The organism is Pseudomonas sp. Pseusp88 (genome assembly GCF_047303955.1).
Taxonomy (GTDB): Bacteria; Pseudomonadota; Gammaproteobacteria; order Pseudomonadales; family Pseudomonadaceae; genus Aquipseudomonas.
Window position 1 is genome coordinate 96515 of record NZ_JBGLYM010000015.1, and the last position, 14928, is coordinate 111442.

Annotated in this window: 12 protein-coding genes; 9 read left to right on the top strand and 3 right to left on the bottom strand. The window is 60.3% G+C overall.

The features are described from left to right. Positions 1 to 78: 78 nt before the first annotated feature. Positions 79 to 885, bottom strand: a complete 807-nt coding sequence (locus ACCD02_RS19050) for an MOSC domain-containing protein (protein WP_413305027.1) — start codon at positions 883 to 885, stop codon at positions 79 to 81. Positions 886 to 952: 67 nt separating this feature from the next. Continuing rightward, the gene (locus tag ACCD02_RS19055; protein ID WP_413305030.1) at positions 953 to 1882 is read right to left on the bottom strand and encodes a chemotaxis protein CheV; all 930 of its coding nucleotides are present in this window, start codon (positions 1880 to 1882) and stop codon (positions 953 to 955) included. 545 nt (positions 1883 to 2427) lie between these two features. Here ACCD02_RS19055 and ACCD02_RS19060 point away from each other — a divergent pair. The 3 genes from ACCD02_RS19060 to ACCD02_RS19070 all read left to right on the top strand — a co-directional run bounded on the left by ACCD02_RS19060 (position 2428) and on the right by ACCD02_RS19070 (position 4859). Continuing rightward, the gene (locus tag ACCD02_RS19060) at positions 2428 to 2892 is read left to right on the top strand and encodes a hypothetical protein (protein WP_413305032.1); all 465 of its coding nucleotides are present in this window, start codon (positions 2428 to 2430) and stop codon (positions 2890 to 2892) included. 417 nt (positions 2893 to 3309) lie between these two features. Then, entirely contained in the window at positions 3310 to 4203 is an 894-nt protein-coding gene (locus tag ACCD02_RS19065) for a sensor histidine kinase (RefSeq protein WP_413305130.1), read from the top strand. Then, entirely contained in the window at positions 4200 to 4859 is a 660-nt protein-coding gene (locus tag ACCD02_RS19070; protein ID WP_413305034.1) for a response regulator, read from the top strand. The genes ACCD02_RS19065 and ACCD02_RS19070 overlap by 4 nt, the downstream gene beginning before the upstream one ends. 158 nt (positions 4860 to 5017) lie before the next feature. Here the strand turns inward: ACCD02_RS19070 and yegS are convergent, their stop codons facing one another. Beyond that, complete coding sequence (gene yegS, locus ACCD02_RS19075) at positions 5018 to 5923, bottom strand: lipid kinase YegS (RefSeq protein WP_413305037.1); 906 nt, start codon at positions 5921 to 5923, stop codon at positions 5018 to 5020. A gap of 430 nt (positions 5924 to 6353) precedes the next feature. On the opposite strand from yegS, the gene ACCD02_RS19080 reads away from it, so the two are divergent. The 6 genes from ACCD02_RS19080 (at position 6354) to ACCD02_RS19105 (ending at position 14928) form a co-directional block, all read left to right on the top strand. Beyond that, positions 6354 to 7793 (top strand): undecaprenyl-phosphate glucose phosphotransferase, encoded by a 1440-nt coding sequence (locus ACCD02_RS19080; protein WP_413305040.1) that lies wholly within the window; start codon positions 6354 to 6356, stop codon positions 7791 to 7793. Continuing rightward, the gene (locus tag ACCD02_RS19085) at positions 7793 to 9247 is read left to right on the top strand and encodes a mannose-1-phosphate guanylyltransferase/mannose-6-phosphate isomerase (RefSeq protein ID WP_413305043.1); all 1455 of its coding nucleotides are present in this window, start codon (positions 7793 to 7795) and stop codon (positions 9245 to 9247) included. Before ACCD02_RS19080 ends, ACCD02_RS19085 begins: the two co-directional genes overlap by 1 nt. Before the next feature lie 131 nt (positions 9248 to 9378). Further along, complete coding sequence (locus ACCD02_RS19090) at positions 9379 to 10185, top strand: polysaccharide biosynthesis/export family protein (protein ID WP_413305045.1); 807 nt, start codon at positions 9379 to 9381, stop codon at positions 10183 to 10185. 15 nt (positions 10186 to 10200) lie between these two features. Then, positions 10201 to 12192: an exopolysaccharide transport family protein gene (locus ACCD02_RS19095; protein WP_413305048.1), complete on the top strand. Its 1992-nt coding sequence runs from the start codon at positions 10201 to 10203 to the stop codon at positions 12190 to 12192. A gap of 1 nt (position 12193) precedes the next feature. Then, on the top strand, positions 12194 to 13375 hold the full coding sequence (locus ACCD02_RS19100) for a glycosyltransferase (protein WP_413305051.1): 1182 nt from the start codon (positions 12194 to 12196) through the stop codon (positions 13373 to 13375). Positions 13376 to 13644: 269 nt separating this feature from the next. Next, entirely contained in the window at positions 13645 to 14928 is a 1284-nt protein-coding gene (locus tag ACCD02_RS19105) for a beta-galactosidase (RefSeq protein WP_413305133.1), read from the top strand.

Below are 14928 nucleotides of genomic sequence, written 5' to 3' on the forward strand. Positions count from 1 at the left end.
GGCTGTACTGACCTCTTCGCGAATGAATTCGCTCCCACAACGCTCATCCGCAGGGCTGGCTCGCCAGCCGGGCGACACCTACTCCAACACCTCCACTTCCATCCCTACCTCCAGCACGCCCGGCCCGTCATTGACCATGTTCTGCCCGAACCAGATCTCGCCTTCGCGTTCGCGATAGGTCTTGAGGGTAGTCAGGGGCTCGCGGTCGGCATTGCGCTCGCCCGTGGCCGGATCGATGGTGGTCAGGATGCAGCGCGAGCAGCCCTTGAGCAGGCGGAATTCCATATCGCCAATGCGCAGACGCTTCCAGTTATCTTCGGCAAACGCCTCGGCACCCTCCACCACCAGGTTGGGACGGAAACGCAGCATTTCCTGAGGCCGACCAATGCGCGATGACAGGTCATCCAGCGAACCCTGACCAATCAACAGCAGCGGAAAGCCATCGGCGAAGCTCACCCGGTCGTCGATGGCGCCATAACCACTGGGCAGCCAGCGCGCCCTCTGATCCGGCAAATGGACCATCCGCGTCGGCTTGCCGAGGAATTCGCTGACCCAATGGGCAGCTTCATCACCGGCATCCGGAACGCGCAAGGTATCGCGCCACACAGTCACGCCGCGCAGGTTCGCTTCAATGTCTTGCGGGAGAGGCACATCCAGCGGGTTCAGCCCTGGCGCAGAGAGTGTGACGCCGCCGGCGCCATTCCACAGCACCGACAACTGCGACATCTGCGGCAGGGCCCGCTGGGTGAAGAAGCGTCCGCTGGCTTCATCCACCAGCATCCAGCGTCGATCCCCGGCCAGGCCAAGCCCGTCGAATGCCGCCTGTTGCAGCGGTTCGGGCTTGCAGGACTTGAGGGGGAAACGATAGAGCGCGCTGAGATGCATGACCGGGTCCTTGAGAATTTAAGCTGCAACAACGAAGTCGCAGCTTAATGACAGGTCAGGCAGATACTCAAGCGTTGTCGAGCATGATGCGTTCGCGCACGACATCAACCAGTTTGTCCGGCTGAAACTTGGACAGGAAGTTGTCGCAGCCGACCTTTTTCACCATGGATTCGTTGAAGCTGCCCGACAGGGAAGTGTGCAGCACCACGTAAAGGCCACGCAGGCGCGGATCGTCACGAATCTCCGTGGTCAGGCGATAACCGTCCATCTCAGGCATTTCGGCGTCGGTGAAAACCATCAGCAGCTTGTCGGTCATGACCACGCCACTATCGGCCCAGGCCTTGAGCATGTTCAGCGCCTTGAGGCCGTCGCTGGCGGTGTGCAGCTTGACCCCGAGCTGGGACAGCGTGTCCTTGAGCTGGGACAGGGCGACCTTGGAATCGTCCACCAACAGAATTTCACGACCGCGCGCCTGTTCCAGCACCGGGTCTTCCAGCTTGTCGCGGGAAACCTTGGCGTTGTAAGGGACAATTTCGGCCAGAACTTTCTCGACGTCGATGATTTCCACCAGCTGGTCATCGACCTTGCTGATGGCTGTCAGGTAGTGCTGACGACCGGCGCTGGTCGGCGGCGGCATGATCGCTTCCCAGTTCATGTTGACGATGCGGTCCACGCCGCCAACCAGGAAAGCCTGCACCGAACGGTTGTACTCGGTGACGATGATGGTGCTGTTCTCACCCGGCACCAGAGGACGCATGCCAATGGCCTGGGACAGGTCAATCACTGGCAGGGTCTGACCGCGCAGGTTGACCACACCACAAACGAATGGATGGCGCTGGGGCATCAGGGTCAGTTTCGGCAGTTGCAGGACTTCCTGCACCTTGAACACGTTGATCGCGAACAGCTGTCGACCGGCCAGGCGAAACATGAGGATTTCCAGGCGATTCTCGCCCACCAGCTGTGTGCGTTGATCTACCGAGTCGAGAATGCCAGCCATTTAGAGCTCCTGAAGCGTGTATACAGTTGAGTCCACTAACCTGTTATCGGCTGAAAACAGCGGGACCTTAATTGTTATAAAATGCCATGCCAGCCCATTGATGTCACATTAACATCATGCTTTACTGATGTCTGTCTTCCGACCTGCACGCTCACGGCGTGGGCCTTACTGCCCCTAAGGGTACGCCTTACCAGCAATCGGGGCTGACCCGATATTCCCAACATCTGATAGCCATTATTGTGACGTCATTCTCATTGCATGAATGGAGTCAGGCTTTTGTTTGCGTTCGCGGCCAGCCAATCGAGCAACACCTTCAAGCGTTCTCGCCAGAGCGCAGCTGATGCCGTGCTCGTCTGGGCAGAACACACAATGCCCGCAAACAATATCATTACGCCATCACTTAGCAATAGTACTGCAATGCAGAATGCCATTAGCTGGCAACAATCGGAATCGTCCTACAGACTTTCCTTTGAAATCCGCATTAACTTTCAGCCACTCGCCGCGCCGCCAAGTCGGTCGCCATCCATGACGTGTGGAGATGAAGCATGCTGAACGAGCAAGAGTGGCAGCAGCAACACTGCGAATTCCTCAGCGAATCGGAAACGCTGTTAATGCGCTCGCAGGAATGCCTGGCGCACCTGGAACTCATCGCTGATGACCGCGACGCAATCGATTGCTTGCTGGCCTCGCTGCGTAATCTGACCGTAAAAGCCGACGTCGCCTGCGTCGCGCGCATCGCCGCATTTGCCAGGCAACTGCACGATTTACTGGACGCCGCCTGCCCCGGCGTCGCCCTGCAAGGCGACCCCCTGCATACCCTGAAAAGCTGCATCACCCTGCTGGCCTGGCAGTTGGAGTTCATAGATCGACGCAGCGGGCAGATGCCACTGGATGACAGCGAACAACGCGAACTGCTGGAGCGTCTGGCCTTCCAGTGCGGCCTCGACAGCCCCCAGGCCTGGGCCAGCCAGCCGCAGTCGGGCAATCTGACCTGCGAGCGCCACGCCTGAGCACAGCGTAGTGGCACAATAACCCGCGCAGCCGTTATCCAAAAACGACAATTCTTCCCGTTGTAGCGCTATATCGACGTCAATCACGCGATGAAACAGCAAGTTGGTGATAAACCTGCCTGCCAATGCCGGGACAATTGTCGATAAGCCTGGCCGATACCAGCCCACTCAAAAAAAAGCAACGAGCCAAAACTTCTGATCATCCGGACAAGATAAGTTGCCGACAATGCTCGGCGGATTAACTGATAGTCTTATTTACGACGATCCTATGATGAATTGTTGCAACATTAAGGTAATATCACGACCCGAGAATTGATCATGGCTTTCCGGAAACTGTGCTACGACACAGTGACTGACATTGACCTGAAGTGATTGATTCAGGTTATCCGCAGTGACCACCCGATGGCTCCAGCCGCTATGCACGTCAGCACTCGATATTCAAGGCTTTGGCCGCTCAGTACGAAAAATTCCCGTTGGCTCACAGCTGTTCTGTGTTTCGGTTCTATTGCAGGCAATATCGCGCTTTATCTGACTTCTTCGGAATTCCCGGTCAGCCTGCTGCTGCTCAACCTGGCGGCCCTCGCCAGCATCCTGCATAGCCAATTGCGCACCGATCACTCGATCAAATTCCAGCCTCAAGAGCTGGCCGACCGCATGCTCGAAGTTCAGGAAACCGAACGCCACCGCCTCAGCCGCGAACTGCACGACGATATCGGCCAGATGCTCACTGCCGCCAAGATGCAGTGCGAATGGCTGCAACGCCGCCTGCCTGAAGAGTTGTGCACCTACAGTATTCAGCTTGCCAATACCCTGGACGAGACCCTGGAAAAAGTCCGCGACCTGTCGGCCATCCTCAACCCACGGCAACTTACCAGCCTGGGTCTGGAAGCCAGCCTGCGCGCTCACCTGCTGCGCACCCTGGCCGACAGTCAGGTGCACTGGAGCCTGGAGTGTCAGCAACGCCTGGCGGGGATTCCCGAAGAGATGTCCGTGGCGGCGTTCCGCATCACCCAGGAAGCGGTGACCAATATGCTGCGCCACGCCCATGCCAAGAACTTGCTGGTGCGCCTGCAACGCCTGCCCGAGGGCTTGACCCTGCTGATAACCGATGATGGCCTGGGCTTCGACCCGGCGCCCAACCCTGGCCAGCAGGGTCAGCGCGGCATGGCCGGAATGGCCGAGCGCGTTGCACTGCTGGGCGGCACCTGGTCGGTGCACAGCGAACCCGGCCGTGGCACGCAGATCAACGTGCTGTTCCCCTGGGCACCACGCGCCCATGAAAGAGCCCATACGAACAAGAAGCCAACATGACCTGCAATTTGCTATTGATCGACGACCATTCGCTGATCAGGGCCGGCGTGCGCGCCCTGGTAGCGGATATTCCCGGCTACGCGGTGATCGGTGAAGCGGCCGACGGCAGCCAGCTTTCGGAACTGGCACTGGCGCTGCAGCCGGACATCATCCTGCTGGACATCTCCATGCGCGAGACCAATGGCCTCGACGCCCTGGCAAAACTGCGCGACGTGCTACCCGACAGCAAGGTGCTGATTCTGTCGATGCACACCGAGCCGGATATGATCATGCGCGCCCTGGAGATGGGCGCCCATGGCTACCTGCTCAAGGACGCCACAGCCACCGAGCTGGAGCAGGCGCTCGACGCCCTGCGCAACGGCGAGCGCTACCTGAGCCCGGCCATCGCTCATACGGTGATCAACCAGGCCCTGACCAGCGTGCAGGCCAACAAACCCGAAGCCGTCGAAAACCACAACCTTACCGGCCGTCAACTGGAAATCCTGCGCCTGATCGTGCGTGGCAAATCGACCCGGGAAATCGCCAGCGGTCTGGGCCTGAGCATCAAGACCGTGGAAACCCACCGCTCGCAGATCATGAAACGCCTGCAGATTTTCGACGTCGCCGGGCTGGTACTGTTTTGCGTGCGCGAGCAGATCATCAGTCTGGATGATTGAGTCGCAGGCAGGTTTCCTGGAGACGACTGTGGGAGCGAACTCATTCGCGACCAGGCCAGTAGATCTGACGCATTTGCATCGTCTGAAATAACGCTTTCGCGAATGAATTCGCTCCCACACTGTGCGCTCAGAGAATTGCCTCCCCAAACTGCCGTGCATCATTTGATCTGGGCAGCATGCCGCTTCAACAATGGCGAATGATTCGGCAAATGCATCCGCAAGGCACCACTGCGCACCTCGAAGCGCAAATGCTCCCCTGCCAGCGGTTCGCCGTCGAGATTGATATCCAGCCCCTGCTCCGACTTCAGCTCGACCCACGGCAACCGCGCCCGAACAAACATGTTATCCAGCCCCAGTCCACCCTCGAGCAGGCCCTTGAGGGTGCCGACCAACTCCTTGGGCGCTGGCAGGATACTGACGTCCAGCAGACCGTCATCGATCAGCGCCGACGGACACAGCACGTGACCGCCACCCGCTTGACGACCATTGCCGATACCGAGTGCCAATAATTCGCCACTCCAGTGGAAGTCCGGACCGTTGAGTTCGCCGTGCACGGCACGCAGCTCGCTGAAACGCGACAGCCCGGTAAACAGATAGGCCGCGCCACCCAGAATTTTCTTCAGGTCCTCGGAGGTATTGGCAGTCACCTGGCTGCCAAAGCCGCCGGTTGCCATATTCAGAAACAAATTGCCGTCCACTTCCCCCAGATCGACGCTGTGTATGGGCGCATCGAGTAAGTCGAGGGCCGACCTGGGCAGCAGGCCGAGACCGGCGGCACGGGCGAAGTCATTGGCCGTGCCCAGGGGCATGGCAACCATCGCGGCTTCGGAGCCGGCCATGGCTTCGGCGATGTCGCGCAACGTACCGTCGCCACCACCGGCAATAATATGTCGATGTCCGGCAGCCAGGGCTTCAACAACCAGACGTTGGGCATCGCCGCCCTCCCAGGTCAGGCGCACATCAACTTCCCAGCCCTGCTGCCGCTTGGCGTTGACCGCCTCGCGGACCTCTTCATTGAGGGATTGTTTGCCGTGAAGAATCAGAATTGCCCTGCGCTCGCTCATTACCGCTCCCTCTCAATAATCCGTTGCATCCGATGTGGACAGCAGCCGCCGTGAAAAAAGCCACGCCGTAAAAAAGTAATGCCAGCAATCATGGCACCACCACGGAAACGGGATCCAATTCATCCATTCACTCATGTGACAGATGCCGTTTCATCTACTTTACTCAAGCCAGACACCCATTTGAGGGGATTTTTCTGTCGCATGAGTAGAAAAGTCCTACTGAATAAGTGATTAGTACTTTGGTGCAAATAGTAATTTTCTGACGATCCGTCTAGAAATTTATCTGTAAAAACACCCACAACGACAAAATACCGTCTACATTCAACAAAAAATTACAATTAGTCATTTAATTGACCATTGTCGTGCATACGCCTGATTCCATTGCCCGGCAGCGGATGCCATTCATGGATCGAAGCAGTGAGGGAGCATTATGCGGTTGCAACCTGTTGACAGTCTTTCGCTCACACGTACCAGCCTGATCGAATACTTTCTCTTCGGTGTGCGCCTTATGCACGGTATCACTGCCCTGATACCCGGCCTGTTGATCCTGGCGTTCTGGCATGACGCCAACACAGCCACACCCCCAGACACCTACTACTTCACCCTGACATTTTTCGGCTTCGTCTGCGTCCTGCTGTTCCAGGCCTTGGGACTCTATTCCGAAGCGCTGTTCAGCAATGCCCTGCGCCTGCGCCTGATCCTTATCGCCTGGTCGGCCGCCTTCGTCATGTTGCTGTTCATGCACCAGGCCCTGAACCTGTTCATCTACATCACCCCGGATCAACTGATGGTCTGGTTTATCGCCAGCCTGGTGCTGTTCTATGTGGAACGCATCGGCCTGCTGGCGCTGTTCAAGCACCAGATGAAAAAAGGCTTCTTCCTGCAGAACGCGGTGATTCTTGGCGCCACGGAAAACGGCCAGCGCCTGGCCGAATACATGCTGGAAAATCAGGATATCCGTTCCGGCGTATCGGGTTTTATCGATGATCGCATCGGCCGGATGCCCAAGACGGTGGCCAATCTGCCGATGTTGGGCAACTCCAGCGACCTGGAACGGCTGATTCGCGAGGAAAAGGTCACCCAGGTACTCGTCGCATTGCCCTGGACCGCAGAAAACCGCATGGACTACATCATCCGCGAGCTGCGGCGTCTGCCTGTCAACGTGCTGCTGGTCCCGGACATGATCGCTTTCCGCCATGCCCACAACCGCATCACCGAAGTCGCCAAGCTGCCGATGTTCAATGCGTCGGACATGCCCCTGAGCGGCTGGTCACCGTTCTTCAAGCGCGCCGAGGACATCCTGTTTTCGTCCCTGGCGCTGCTGCTGTTGTCGCCGATCATGTTGATGATAGCCCTGGCGATCAAGCTGGACTCGCCGGGCCCCGTGCTGTTCCGGCAGAAACGCTACGGGTACAACAACCGCCTGATTCAGGTGTGCAAATTCCGCTCGATGCATCAGCACCAGGCCGATGCGACAGCGGAGAAACAGACCACCCGAGGGGACGCCAGGGTCACCCGGGTTGGTCGCTTTATCCGCAAGACCAGCCTGGATGAACTGCCCCAGTTGTTCAACGTGGTCGCCGGCAGCATGTCCATGGTCGGCCCACGTCCTCACGCCACCGCCACCAAGGCGGCCGGGATTCTGTTTGAGGAAGCGGTGAAGGAGTACACGTCACGTCATCGGGTCAAGCCTGGCATTACCGGCCTGGCCCAGATCAATGGTTATCGTGGTGAAACAGACACCGTGGAGAAGATCGAGAAACGCGTGGAGTTCGATCTTGAGTACATCGAAAACTGGTCCGTGTGGTTCGACATCTACATCCTTCTGCGCACTGTTCCGGCAGTGCTCTTTACTCGCGAGGCCTACTGATGAGTACTCTCATCCCCTGCATCATTGCCGGCGGGTCCGGCACCCGACTCTGGCCAGTCTCGCGGGAAGCCATGCCCAAGCCGTTCATGCGTCTTCCCGATGGCGAAAGCCTGCTGCAAAAAACCTTCCTGCGCGCCACTGGCCTGCCCGGCGTCGAAAGACTGCTGACCGTGACCAATCGTGAAGTGTATTTCCGCACGATGGACGATTACCGCACGCTCAACAAAGGCCGCTGCCAACTGGATTTCATCCTTGAACCCTTCGGCCGCAACACCGCCGCGGCGGTCGCCGCAGCAGCGCTGCACGTCTCACGCCTGTACGGGGATGATGCGCAATTGCTGATCCTGCCCGCCGATCATCTGATCAGCGACCTGCCCGCCTTCACCCAGGCCGTGCAGGACGCCCGAGCCCTGGCTGATCAAGGCTGGCTGGTAACTTTTGGCATCCGCCCGACCAAGGCCGAGACCGGCTTCGGTTACATCGAGCAGGGACCGTCGCTGGCCCATAACGGCCATCAAGTCGAGCGCTTCGTCGAAAAACCCGATGCCGCCACCGCGCAAAGCTATCTGGACGGCGGCCTGCACCTGTGGAACGCCGGGATGTTCTGCATGCGCGCTGACGTGCTGCTGCGTGAGCTGGCCGAGCATGCCCCTGCCGTACTCGCCGCCGTAGACACCTGTCTGGCCAACAGCGCCAGCAAACAGGGTCAACGCGAATTGCAGGTCGAGCTGGACGGCGACACTTTTGCCCTGGCCGAGGACATTTCCATTGACTACGCATTGATGGAACGCTCGCAAAAGGTCGCGGTGATCCCCTGCCAACTGGGCTGGAGCGATATCGGTTCCTGGCAGGCCCTGCGCGAACTGATGCCTGCGGACTCCAACGGCAACCAGTGCAACGGCCAGACCGTGCTGCATGACGTGAGCAATTGCTACATCGACTCCAAACGTCTGGTCGGCGCCATCGGCCTGGACGACCTGATCATCATCGACACCCCGGACGCGCTGCTGATCGCCGATGGCAAGCGCAGCCAGGAGGTCAAGCTGATCGCCCAGGAACTCAAGCGCCAGGGCCACGACGCCTACCGCCTGCACCGCACCGTAACGCGCCCCTGGGGCACGTACACCGTGCTCGAAGAAGGCAAGCGTTTCAAGATCAAGCGCATCGTCGTCCGGCCGCAAGGTTCACTGTCGCTGCAAATGCACCATCACCGCAGCGAACACTGGATCGTCGTCAGCGGCATGGCTCAGGTCACCAATGGCGAGCGCGAATTCATGCTCGACACCAATGAGTCAACCTTTATCAAACCCGGCCATACCCATCGCCTGGTCAATCCGGGGGTGATCGACCTGGTGATGATCGAAGTGCAGAGCGGCGAGTATCTGGGCGAGGACGACATCGTGCGCTTTACCGATATCTACGGCCGCGTGCCCAGCGAGGCGGCCAAGGCGTGAGAGAAGTTTCTGCCCGGGTACGGGTCTGACGGGCCAAGGCCTGTCGTAGTGGCACGTATCCGGGCGTTTTATTGCAACACACCGCAACACAACTGCCGACATGATGTTTTACCCGACAGGGAGTGGTAATCATGCATGACAGAGCAAGGGGCATTCTGTTGCCTGTTGGGCTGACACTGACGCTACTGGTGCTCAGTGCCTGCAATACCCCCGCCCGTATCGGCGTGCCCGAGGATGATGCGGTGATTGCCGCCGGGCAGGCCGCAGGTCGGGCGCTGGCGGGCAAGCCGTTGCCACCGACCCGCATCCGTCCCGGCGACACCTTGCGCATCGTGCGCAACACCGGCGAGGCCCCGTCGATCTCGGCGTTCACCGCCAACTCCATCTATGAGCTGACGCTGTTTCAGGTGCTCAATGACGGCACCTTCTCCTACCCCTATATCGGCTCCGTGCCCGCTGCGGGCTTGACCGTGCCGCAACTGATCGCCGGTCTCGAAGCGCGGCTGCACGACGTTTATCGCGAGACCGCCCTGACCATCAATATCACCCAGACGCCAAGCAACACGGTGTTCATCGGCGGCGCCGTGCGCAACCCGGTGGCCCTGCCCGCCACGGTTACCACCACTCTGGAACAGGCGCTGATGGGCGCCGGCGGCGTCGCCCCGGATGCCGACGCCAGCCTGGTCGCCCTGCTGCGTCAGGAGGACAACGGCCTCTACAAGACCTACTTCTTCGACTACAGCAAGCTGCTCTGGGCCGGCTCGCCCGGCGGCCCAACGGCTCCGGTCCTGTTGCAACGCGGTGATGTGGTGTTCGTGCCCAAGTCCTCGGTAGGCAACAAGGCAGCGGGCGTAGACCTGTATTTCAATCAGCTGATCCCCTTCGCCAAGTCGCTGGGCTTCGGCGTGAATTACAACTTGCGCAGCAGCGGCCAATAAGTCAGGGACCCAGACATGATTAATATCCGTTCATTCCGCGACCTGTTGCGCCTGTTTTTTATCTTCAAGGATGAGATCAAGGCCACGGTCCTGGTGTCCTTCATCATTATCCTGCTCGGCGCCTTCCTGCTGCCCAGCCGCTACGAGTCCACGGCGTTGCTGCTGGTCAAGCCCGGCCGTGACAGCAGTACCGTGCCGATCGAGTTCTCCGACCGCCAGGCCATCGTCATCCCCAGCGCCCAGCGTGACCCGATCCTCGACGAAGAACGCATGCTCACCGGGCGCCCGATCATGCGCGCCGTGGCCGACAAATACCTCAATGAATTGTCCCAGGTGCCACAACAGACCGGCTTTCTCGCCTCGACCAAACGCTTGATCAAGGGCGCCATCGGGTCCGTGCTGGATATCGGCCACGGCTTCCTGCAACTGATTGGTCTGGTGGAGAAACGCTCGCCCGAAGACCGCATGGCCGAAGAGCTGGAGAAGAATTTCAAGGTCAGCCACGATCCGGGCTCGGCGGTCATGGAACTGCGCTTTGTCTGGAATGACCCGGTGGTGGCCCAGACCGTGTTACGCACCTGGGTCGAGCAATACCAGATACAACGCACCCAGACCCTGGGCCGGGTCAGCCTGTACGCCTTCTACGAGGCGGAGGTCAAGGACAGCCAGGCCGAGATCGTCGACCACAAGCAGCAGATCCAGGGCTACCTCAACCAGCTCGGTGCCGTGAGCATCAGCCAGCGCCTGGCCGATACCTCCCAGGGCCTGAATGACCTGCGCACCGAACGCAACAACACCATCCGCGCCATTGCCTCGACCAAGGCCGGCCTGGACATGCTTCAGCAACAACTGGCCAAGCAATCGAAAACCGTGTCGGCCGGCCGTGAACTGGCCCTCAACCCCAACCGCCAGGATCTGCAAAACCGCATCAACGGCAAGGAAGTCGAGCGCCAGGAACTGCTTCGCTCGTTCAAGGAGCAGGCGCCCCCCGTGCTGGCCCTGAATGAAGAAATCAAGAACCTCAGGGCACTGCTAAACAAGGAAGAAGCGACCGTGCAACGCACGGAAAACATCACCCCCAATCCGATCTACAACCGCATGCAGAACGTGTTGGCCGACCAGCAGACCAGCTACGCCCGCCTGCAAACGCAACTGGCCCAACAGAACCTGCAACTGGCGCAACTGGAGAAAGACCGGCAACTGGCCCTGAGCCTGGAGCCGGAGCTGTCACGCCTGCAAAGCGAACTTGCCGCCACGGAAAAAAGCTACGCGCTGTACACCGACAGCCTGGAAAAAGCCCGCATCGACCGCGAGCTGGACAAGAGCCAGATCAGCAACATCGCCATTATCGAGGAGGCTACCCTCAACCCCAGCCGGGTCTTCCCGAAAAGCATGGTGATGGTGGTGCTGGCGTTTCCCCTGAGCCTGGCCATCGGCTTACTGGCGATGTATTTCTTCTACCTGCTCGACCAGCGTATCCATGACGGCGACAAGATCGAAAGCCGTTTTGGCGTGTCGGTCTGGAGTACGCTGCCCGACGTCAAGGGCGGGCAGCCAGAGCGCAACAGCGCCTTCACCGCCAGCCTCTATCGACTGTACGGCATCCTGCCTCTGGGCCAGGTGGCCGAACGTGGCCTGGCGGTGGGCATGACTTCGTTGAACCGCGGCGACGGGGTGAGCTTTGTCATCGAACACATGCGCACCCTGTTCGAGGATCACGGCCATCAAGTCCGTATCGAAGGTCCTGGCCCCGCAGCCCCGGGAGAAATCCTGCTGATCGACGCCTCAAGCTTCTTCAGTAATCAGGAGGCCTTCGTGCTGCTGCGCGAAGCAGACGTGATCATGTTGGTCATCCGTGCGGAAAAAACCACGGTGCCCGCCCTGGAAATTGCCCTGAACACCCTCAATACCGCGTTCAAACGCGTCGATGGCATCGTGCTCAACCGCCGTCGTTTCGAGGTGCCGGAGCGCGTCCTCAACTACTTCAACCGCTTCCGTCGGGGGTGATATGCACATTGCCCTGCTCGCTCCGCTGCCACCGGAACAGAACGGCATCGCCGACTATGCCGGCCACCTCAAGCAGGCCCTGCAAAAGCTCGGCGTACAGATCAGCACGCCCCTGGCCGGGATCGGCAACGATCCGCAGGAAGCCGAACGCCATGTGGCGCAGATCCACTGGCATGGCATCGATCTGGTCCACGCCGAACTGGGCGGCGGCCGCCTGGCAGAATTCCATGCCCTGCGCGCCCTGCGCCAGCGCTTTGCCCACATGCCACTGACAGCTACGGTGCACGACCCCGAGCGCCTCGTCTGGCGTCGCGCCAGTCTGCCCTGGCCACTGTCCATTGCAGGCAAGCTGCCGTCGCCACTGCCCCAGGTCGCCACGGTGCTCAGCGATCCGTTATGCCTGTATGAAGAACGCCAGGTGGCCCAAGGCATGACCCGGCTGGTTACCCTGACCCAGGCCGGCAACGCCGCCCTGCGCCAACGTATGGGCCTGAGCCAGGCACAGATGGCGGTGATCCCCCATGGCAATCCGGACATCGATTCCGCGCCGCTACCACCGCTGGAGCCGCTGCGCCTGCTGTATTTCGGCTTTATCTATCGCGGCAAAGGCATCGAAGACCTGCTCGACGCCCTGGCCGACTGCATCAGCCAGCAACCAGCCCTGCGTGAGCGGGTGCGCCTGACCCTGGCCGGTGGCAGCGAACCGGAAATGGCGTTCGGCCCCTCCGGCAGCTACCTGGACGAACTGCGCCAACGCATCAGCCAGTTGGGCCTGATCGGCTCGATCGACTGGCAGCTCGACCTGCCTGCAGAGCAAATTGCACCAACCATTCAGGCCCACCACGTAATGGTCCTGCCGTACCGCGAATCGAGCAAACTCAAGCTGCTGGGCAAACTGCGCGGGACCAGTGGCGCGCTGTCCTGGGCGGTGGCCTGCGGGCGCGGGGCGATTACGTCCGACGCCCGCTCCTTTGCCGAAGAGGTCGCTCATGGCAACGGCATGATCTTTCCTCAGGGCGATGTCGCGGCGCTGTCCCAGGCCCTGAGCACACTGTGCGCCAACCCGGAACTGGCCCGGACCTGGGCCGACCGAGCCGCAAGCCTGGCCAGGGAGCGGGTCTGGAGCCGTACGGCAGAACGTTTTCGTCAGTTGTTCGAACTGGCTTGCGCGGGGGATGACTGATGAATCGGTGTCGTGATCTCCTGCTAAACAATTGCTGCCCTGTGGGAGCGAGACTTGCCCGCGAATTGAGCGACGCGCTATTGCTGGCACATCGCGTCACGGCATTCGCGGGCAAGCCTCGCTCTCACGATTCACTCCGTGGGAGCGAATTCATTCGCGAAAGCAGTAGGACAGACGATACAAACGCGCCGGATGTACCGGCTTCTTCGCGAATAAATTCGCTCCCACAGAATTCACTCCCGCAACGGGCCACGACCTGGCGAAATCGCCTGTTGGCCGTCGGCCTGCTGTTGCTGGGCAGCAGTGCCGCCCATGCCGAAACCGTGCTTAAAGGCCCGCGCCCCATCGCCTGGAGGGACTTCCTCGGGGTCAACGTACAGTTCCAGTATTTCCCGGCGGACGTCTATCGCCTGCAAATGGAACAGCTCGACAAGCTCGGGCTGAACTGGGTACGCCAGACCATCCACTGGCCGATCATCGAACCCAAGGAGGGGCAATACGACCTCACCGACCTCGACGCCGCCATGGCCGAAGCCGCCAGACACAAGTACAACACCCTGGCCTATCTGGTCGGCTCGGCGCCCTTTGCCAGCAGTGCCCCGGCCAAGGCCGCCAGCCGCGACCAGTACCCGCCCAAGGACTACAACATCTTCGCCTCACGCATGGTTGCCCTGGCCAAGCGCTATCCACAAGTGGGCAACTGGCAGGTGTGGAACGAGCCGAATATTGTCTGGCTGCCCAAGGAAAACCCCGCCGCCTATGGGCGCCTGCTCACCACCAGCGCCGCCGCCCTGCGCACCGCCGTGCCGGACACCACCATCGTGACTGCCGGCATGGCCTACTACAGCCAGATGCACAGCACACCGGGATATATGCTGCAAACCCTGGTTGATGGTGGGCTGGGCACGCAGAACATCGTCGCCGCCTACCACCCTTATTCGGAGTTCCCCGAGGGCGACTCACCGCCTGACCGGGACTTTCTGGTCCGGGCCGGGGCCATGAACGAACTGCTGCACAACAACGGCGTGCAACAGGTATGGGCCACCGAATGGGGCTGGTCCAGCTATGCGGGGCCCAAGGAAATGCAGGCGATCATTGGCGTCAACGGTCAGGCCGACTACACCCTGCGCCGCCTGGCTTTAATGGCCGCCATGGACTTCCAGCGCATCTTTCTATTCAACCTCAGCGACCTCGATACCCGCGCCAGCGCACGGGACCAGGGTTACGGGCTGCTCGACCTGGCGGCCAACCCCAAACCGGTCTATACCGCGCTGAAGAACTTCCTCGACATTACCGGCCCGAGCCTGATCCCCGATGACCCGCCCGGCGTCAGCAACCTGCCCGATGACCTCTACGCCATCCCCTGGCTCAAGCCGGACGGCAGCAAGCTGCTGATGCTGTGGAGCGCCACCGGCACCCACCTGAACTTCCCGCGGATCAAGGCTGGGACGGTACACGACCCGTTGCGCGGCACCCATACCCCCCTGGCGGCGGCCCAGGGCATTACCGTGGTACTCAAACCCAGCCTGCAAATTCTCGAGTGGAGGCCCTGA

Excerpts from the sequence above, each read along its gene's own strand:
- ACCD02_RS19050 (WP_413305027.1), bottom strand. The coding sequence starts at position 885 with ATGCATCTCAGCGCGCTCTATCGTTTCCCCCTCAAGTCCTGCAAGCCC.
- ACCD02_RS19055 (WP_413305030.1), bottom strand. The coding sequence starts at position 1,882 with ATGGCTGGCATTCTCGACTCGGTAGATCAACGCACACAGCTGGTGGGC.
- ACCD02_RS19060 (WP_413305032.1), top strand. The coding sequence starts at position 2,428 with ATGCTGAACGAGCAAGAGTGGCAGCAGCAACACTGCGAATTCCTCAGC.
- ACCD02_RS19065 (WP_413305130.1), top strand. The coding sequence starts at position 3,310 with ATGCACGTCAGCACTCGATATTCAAGGCTTTGGCCGCTCAGTACGAAA.
- ACCD02_RS19070 (WP_413305034.1), top strand. The coding sequence starts at position 4,200 with ATGACCTGCAATTTGCTATTGATCGACGACCATTCGCTGATCAGGGCC.
- yegS (WP_413305037.1), bottom strand. The coding sequence starts at position 5,923 with ATGAGCGAGCGCAGGGCAATTCTGATTCTTCACGGCAAACAATCCCTC.
- ACCD02_RS19080 (WP_413305040.1), top strand. The coding sequence starts at position 6,354 with ATGCGGTTGCAACCTGTTGACAGTCTTTCGCTCACACGTACCAGCCTG.
- ACCD02_RS19085 (WP_413305043.1), top strand. The coding sequence starts at position 7,793 with ATGAGTACTCTCATCCCCTGCATCATTGCCGGCGGGTCCGGCACCCGA.
- ACCD02_RS19090 (WP_413305045.1), top strand. The coding sequence starts at position 9,379 with ATGCATGACAGAGCAAGGGGCATTCTGTTGCCTGTTGGGCTGACACTG.
- ACCD02_RS19095 (WP_413305048.1), top strand. The coding sequence starts at position 10,201 with ATGATTAATATCCGTTCATTCCGCGACCTGTTGCGCCTGTTTTTTATC.
- ACCD02_RS19100 (WP_413305051.1), top strand. The coding sequence starts at position 12,194 with ATGCACATTGCCCTGCTCGCTCCGCTGCCACCGGAACAGAACGGCATC.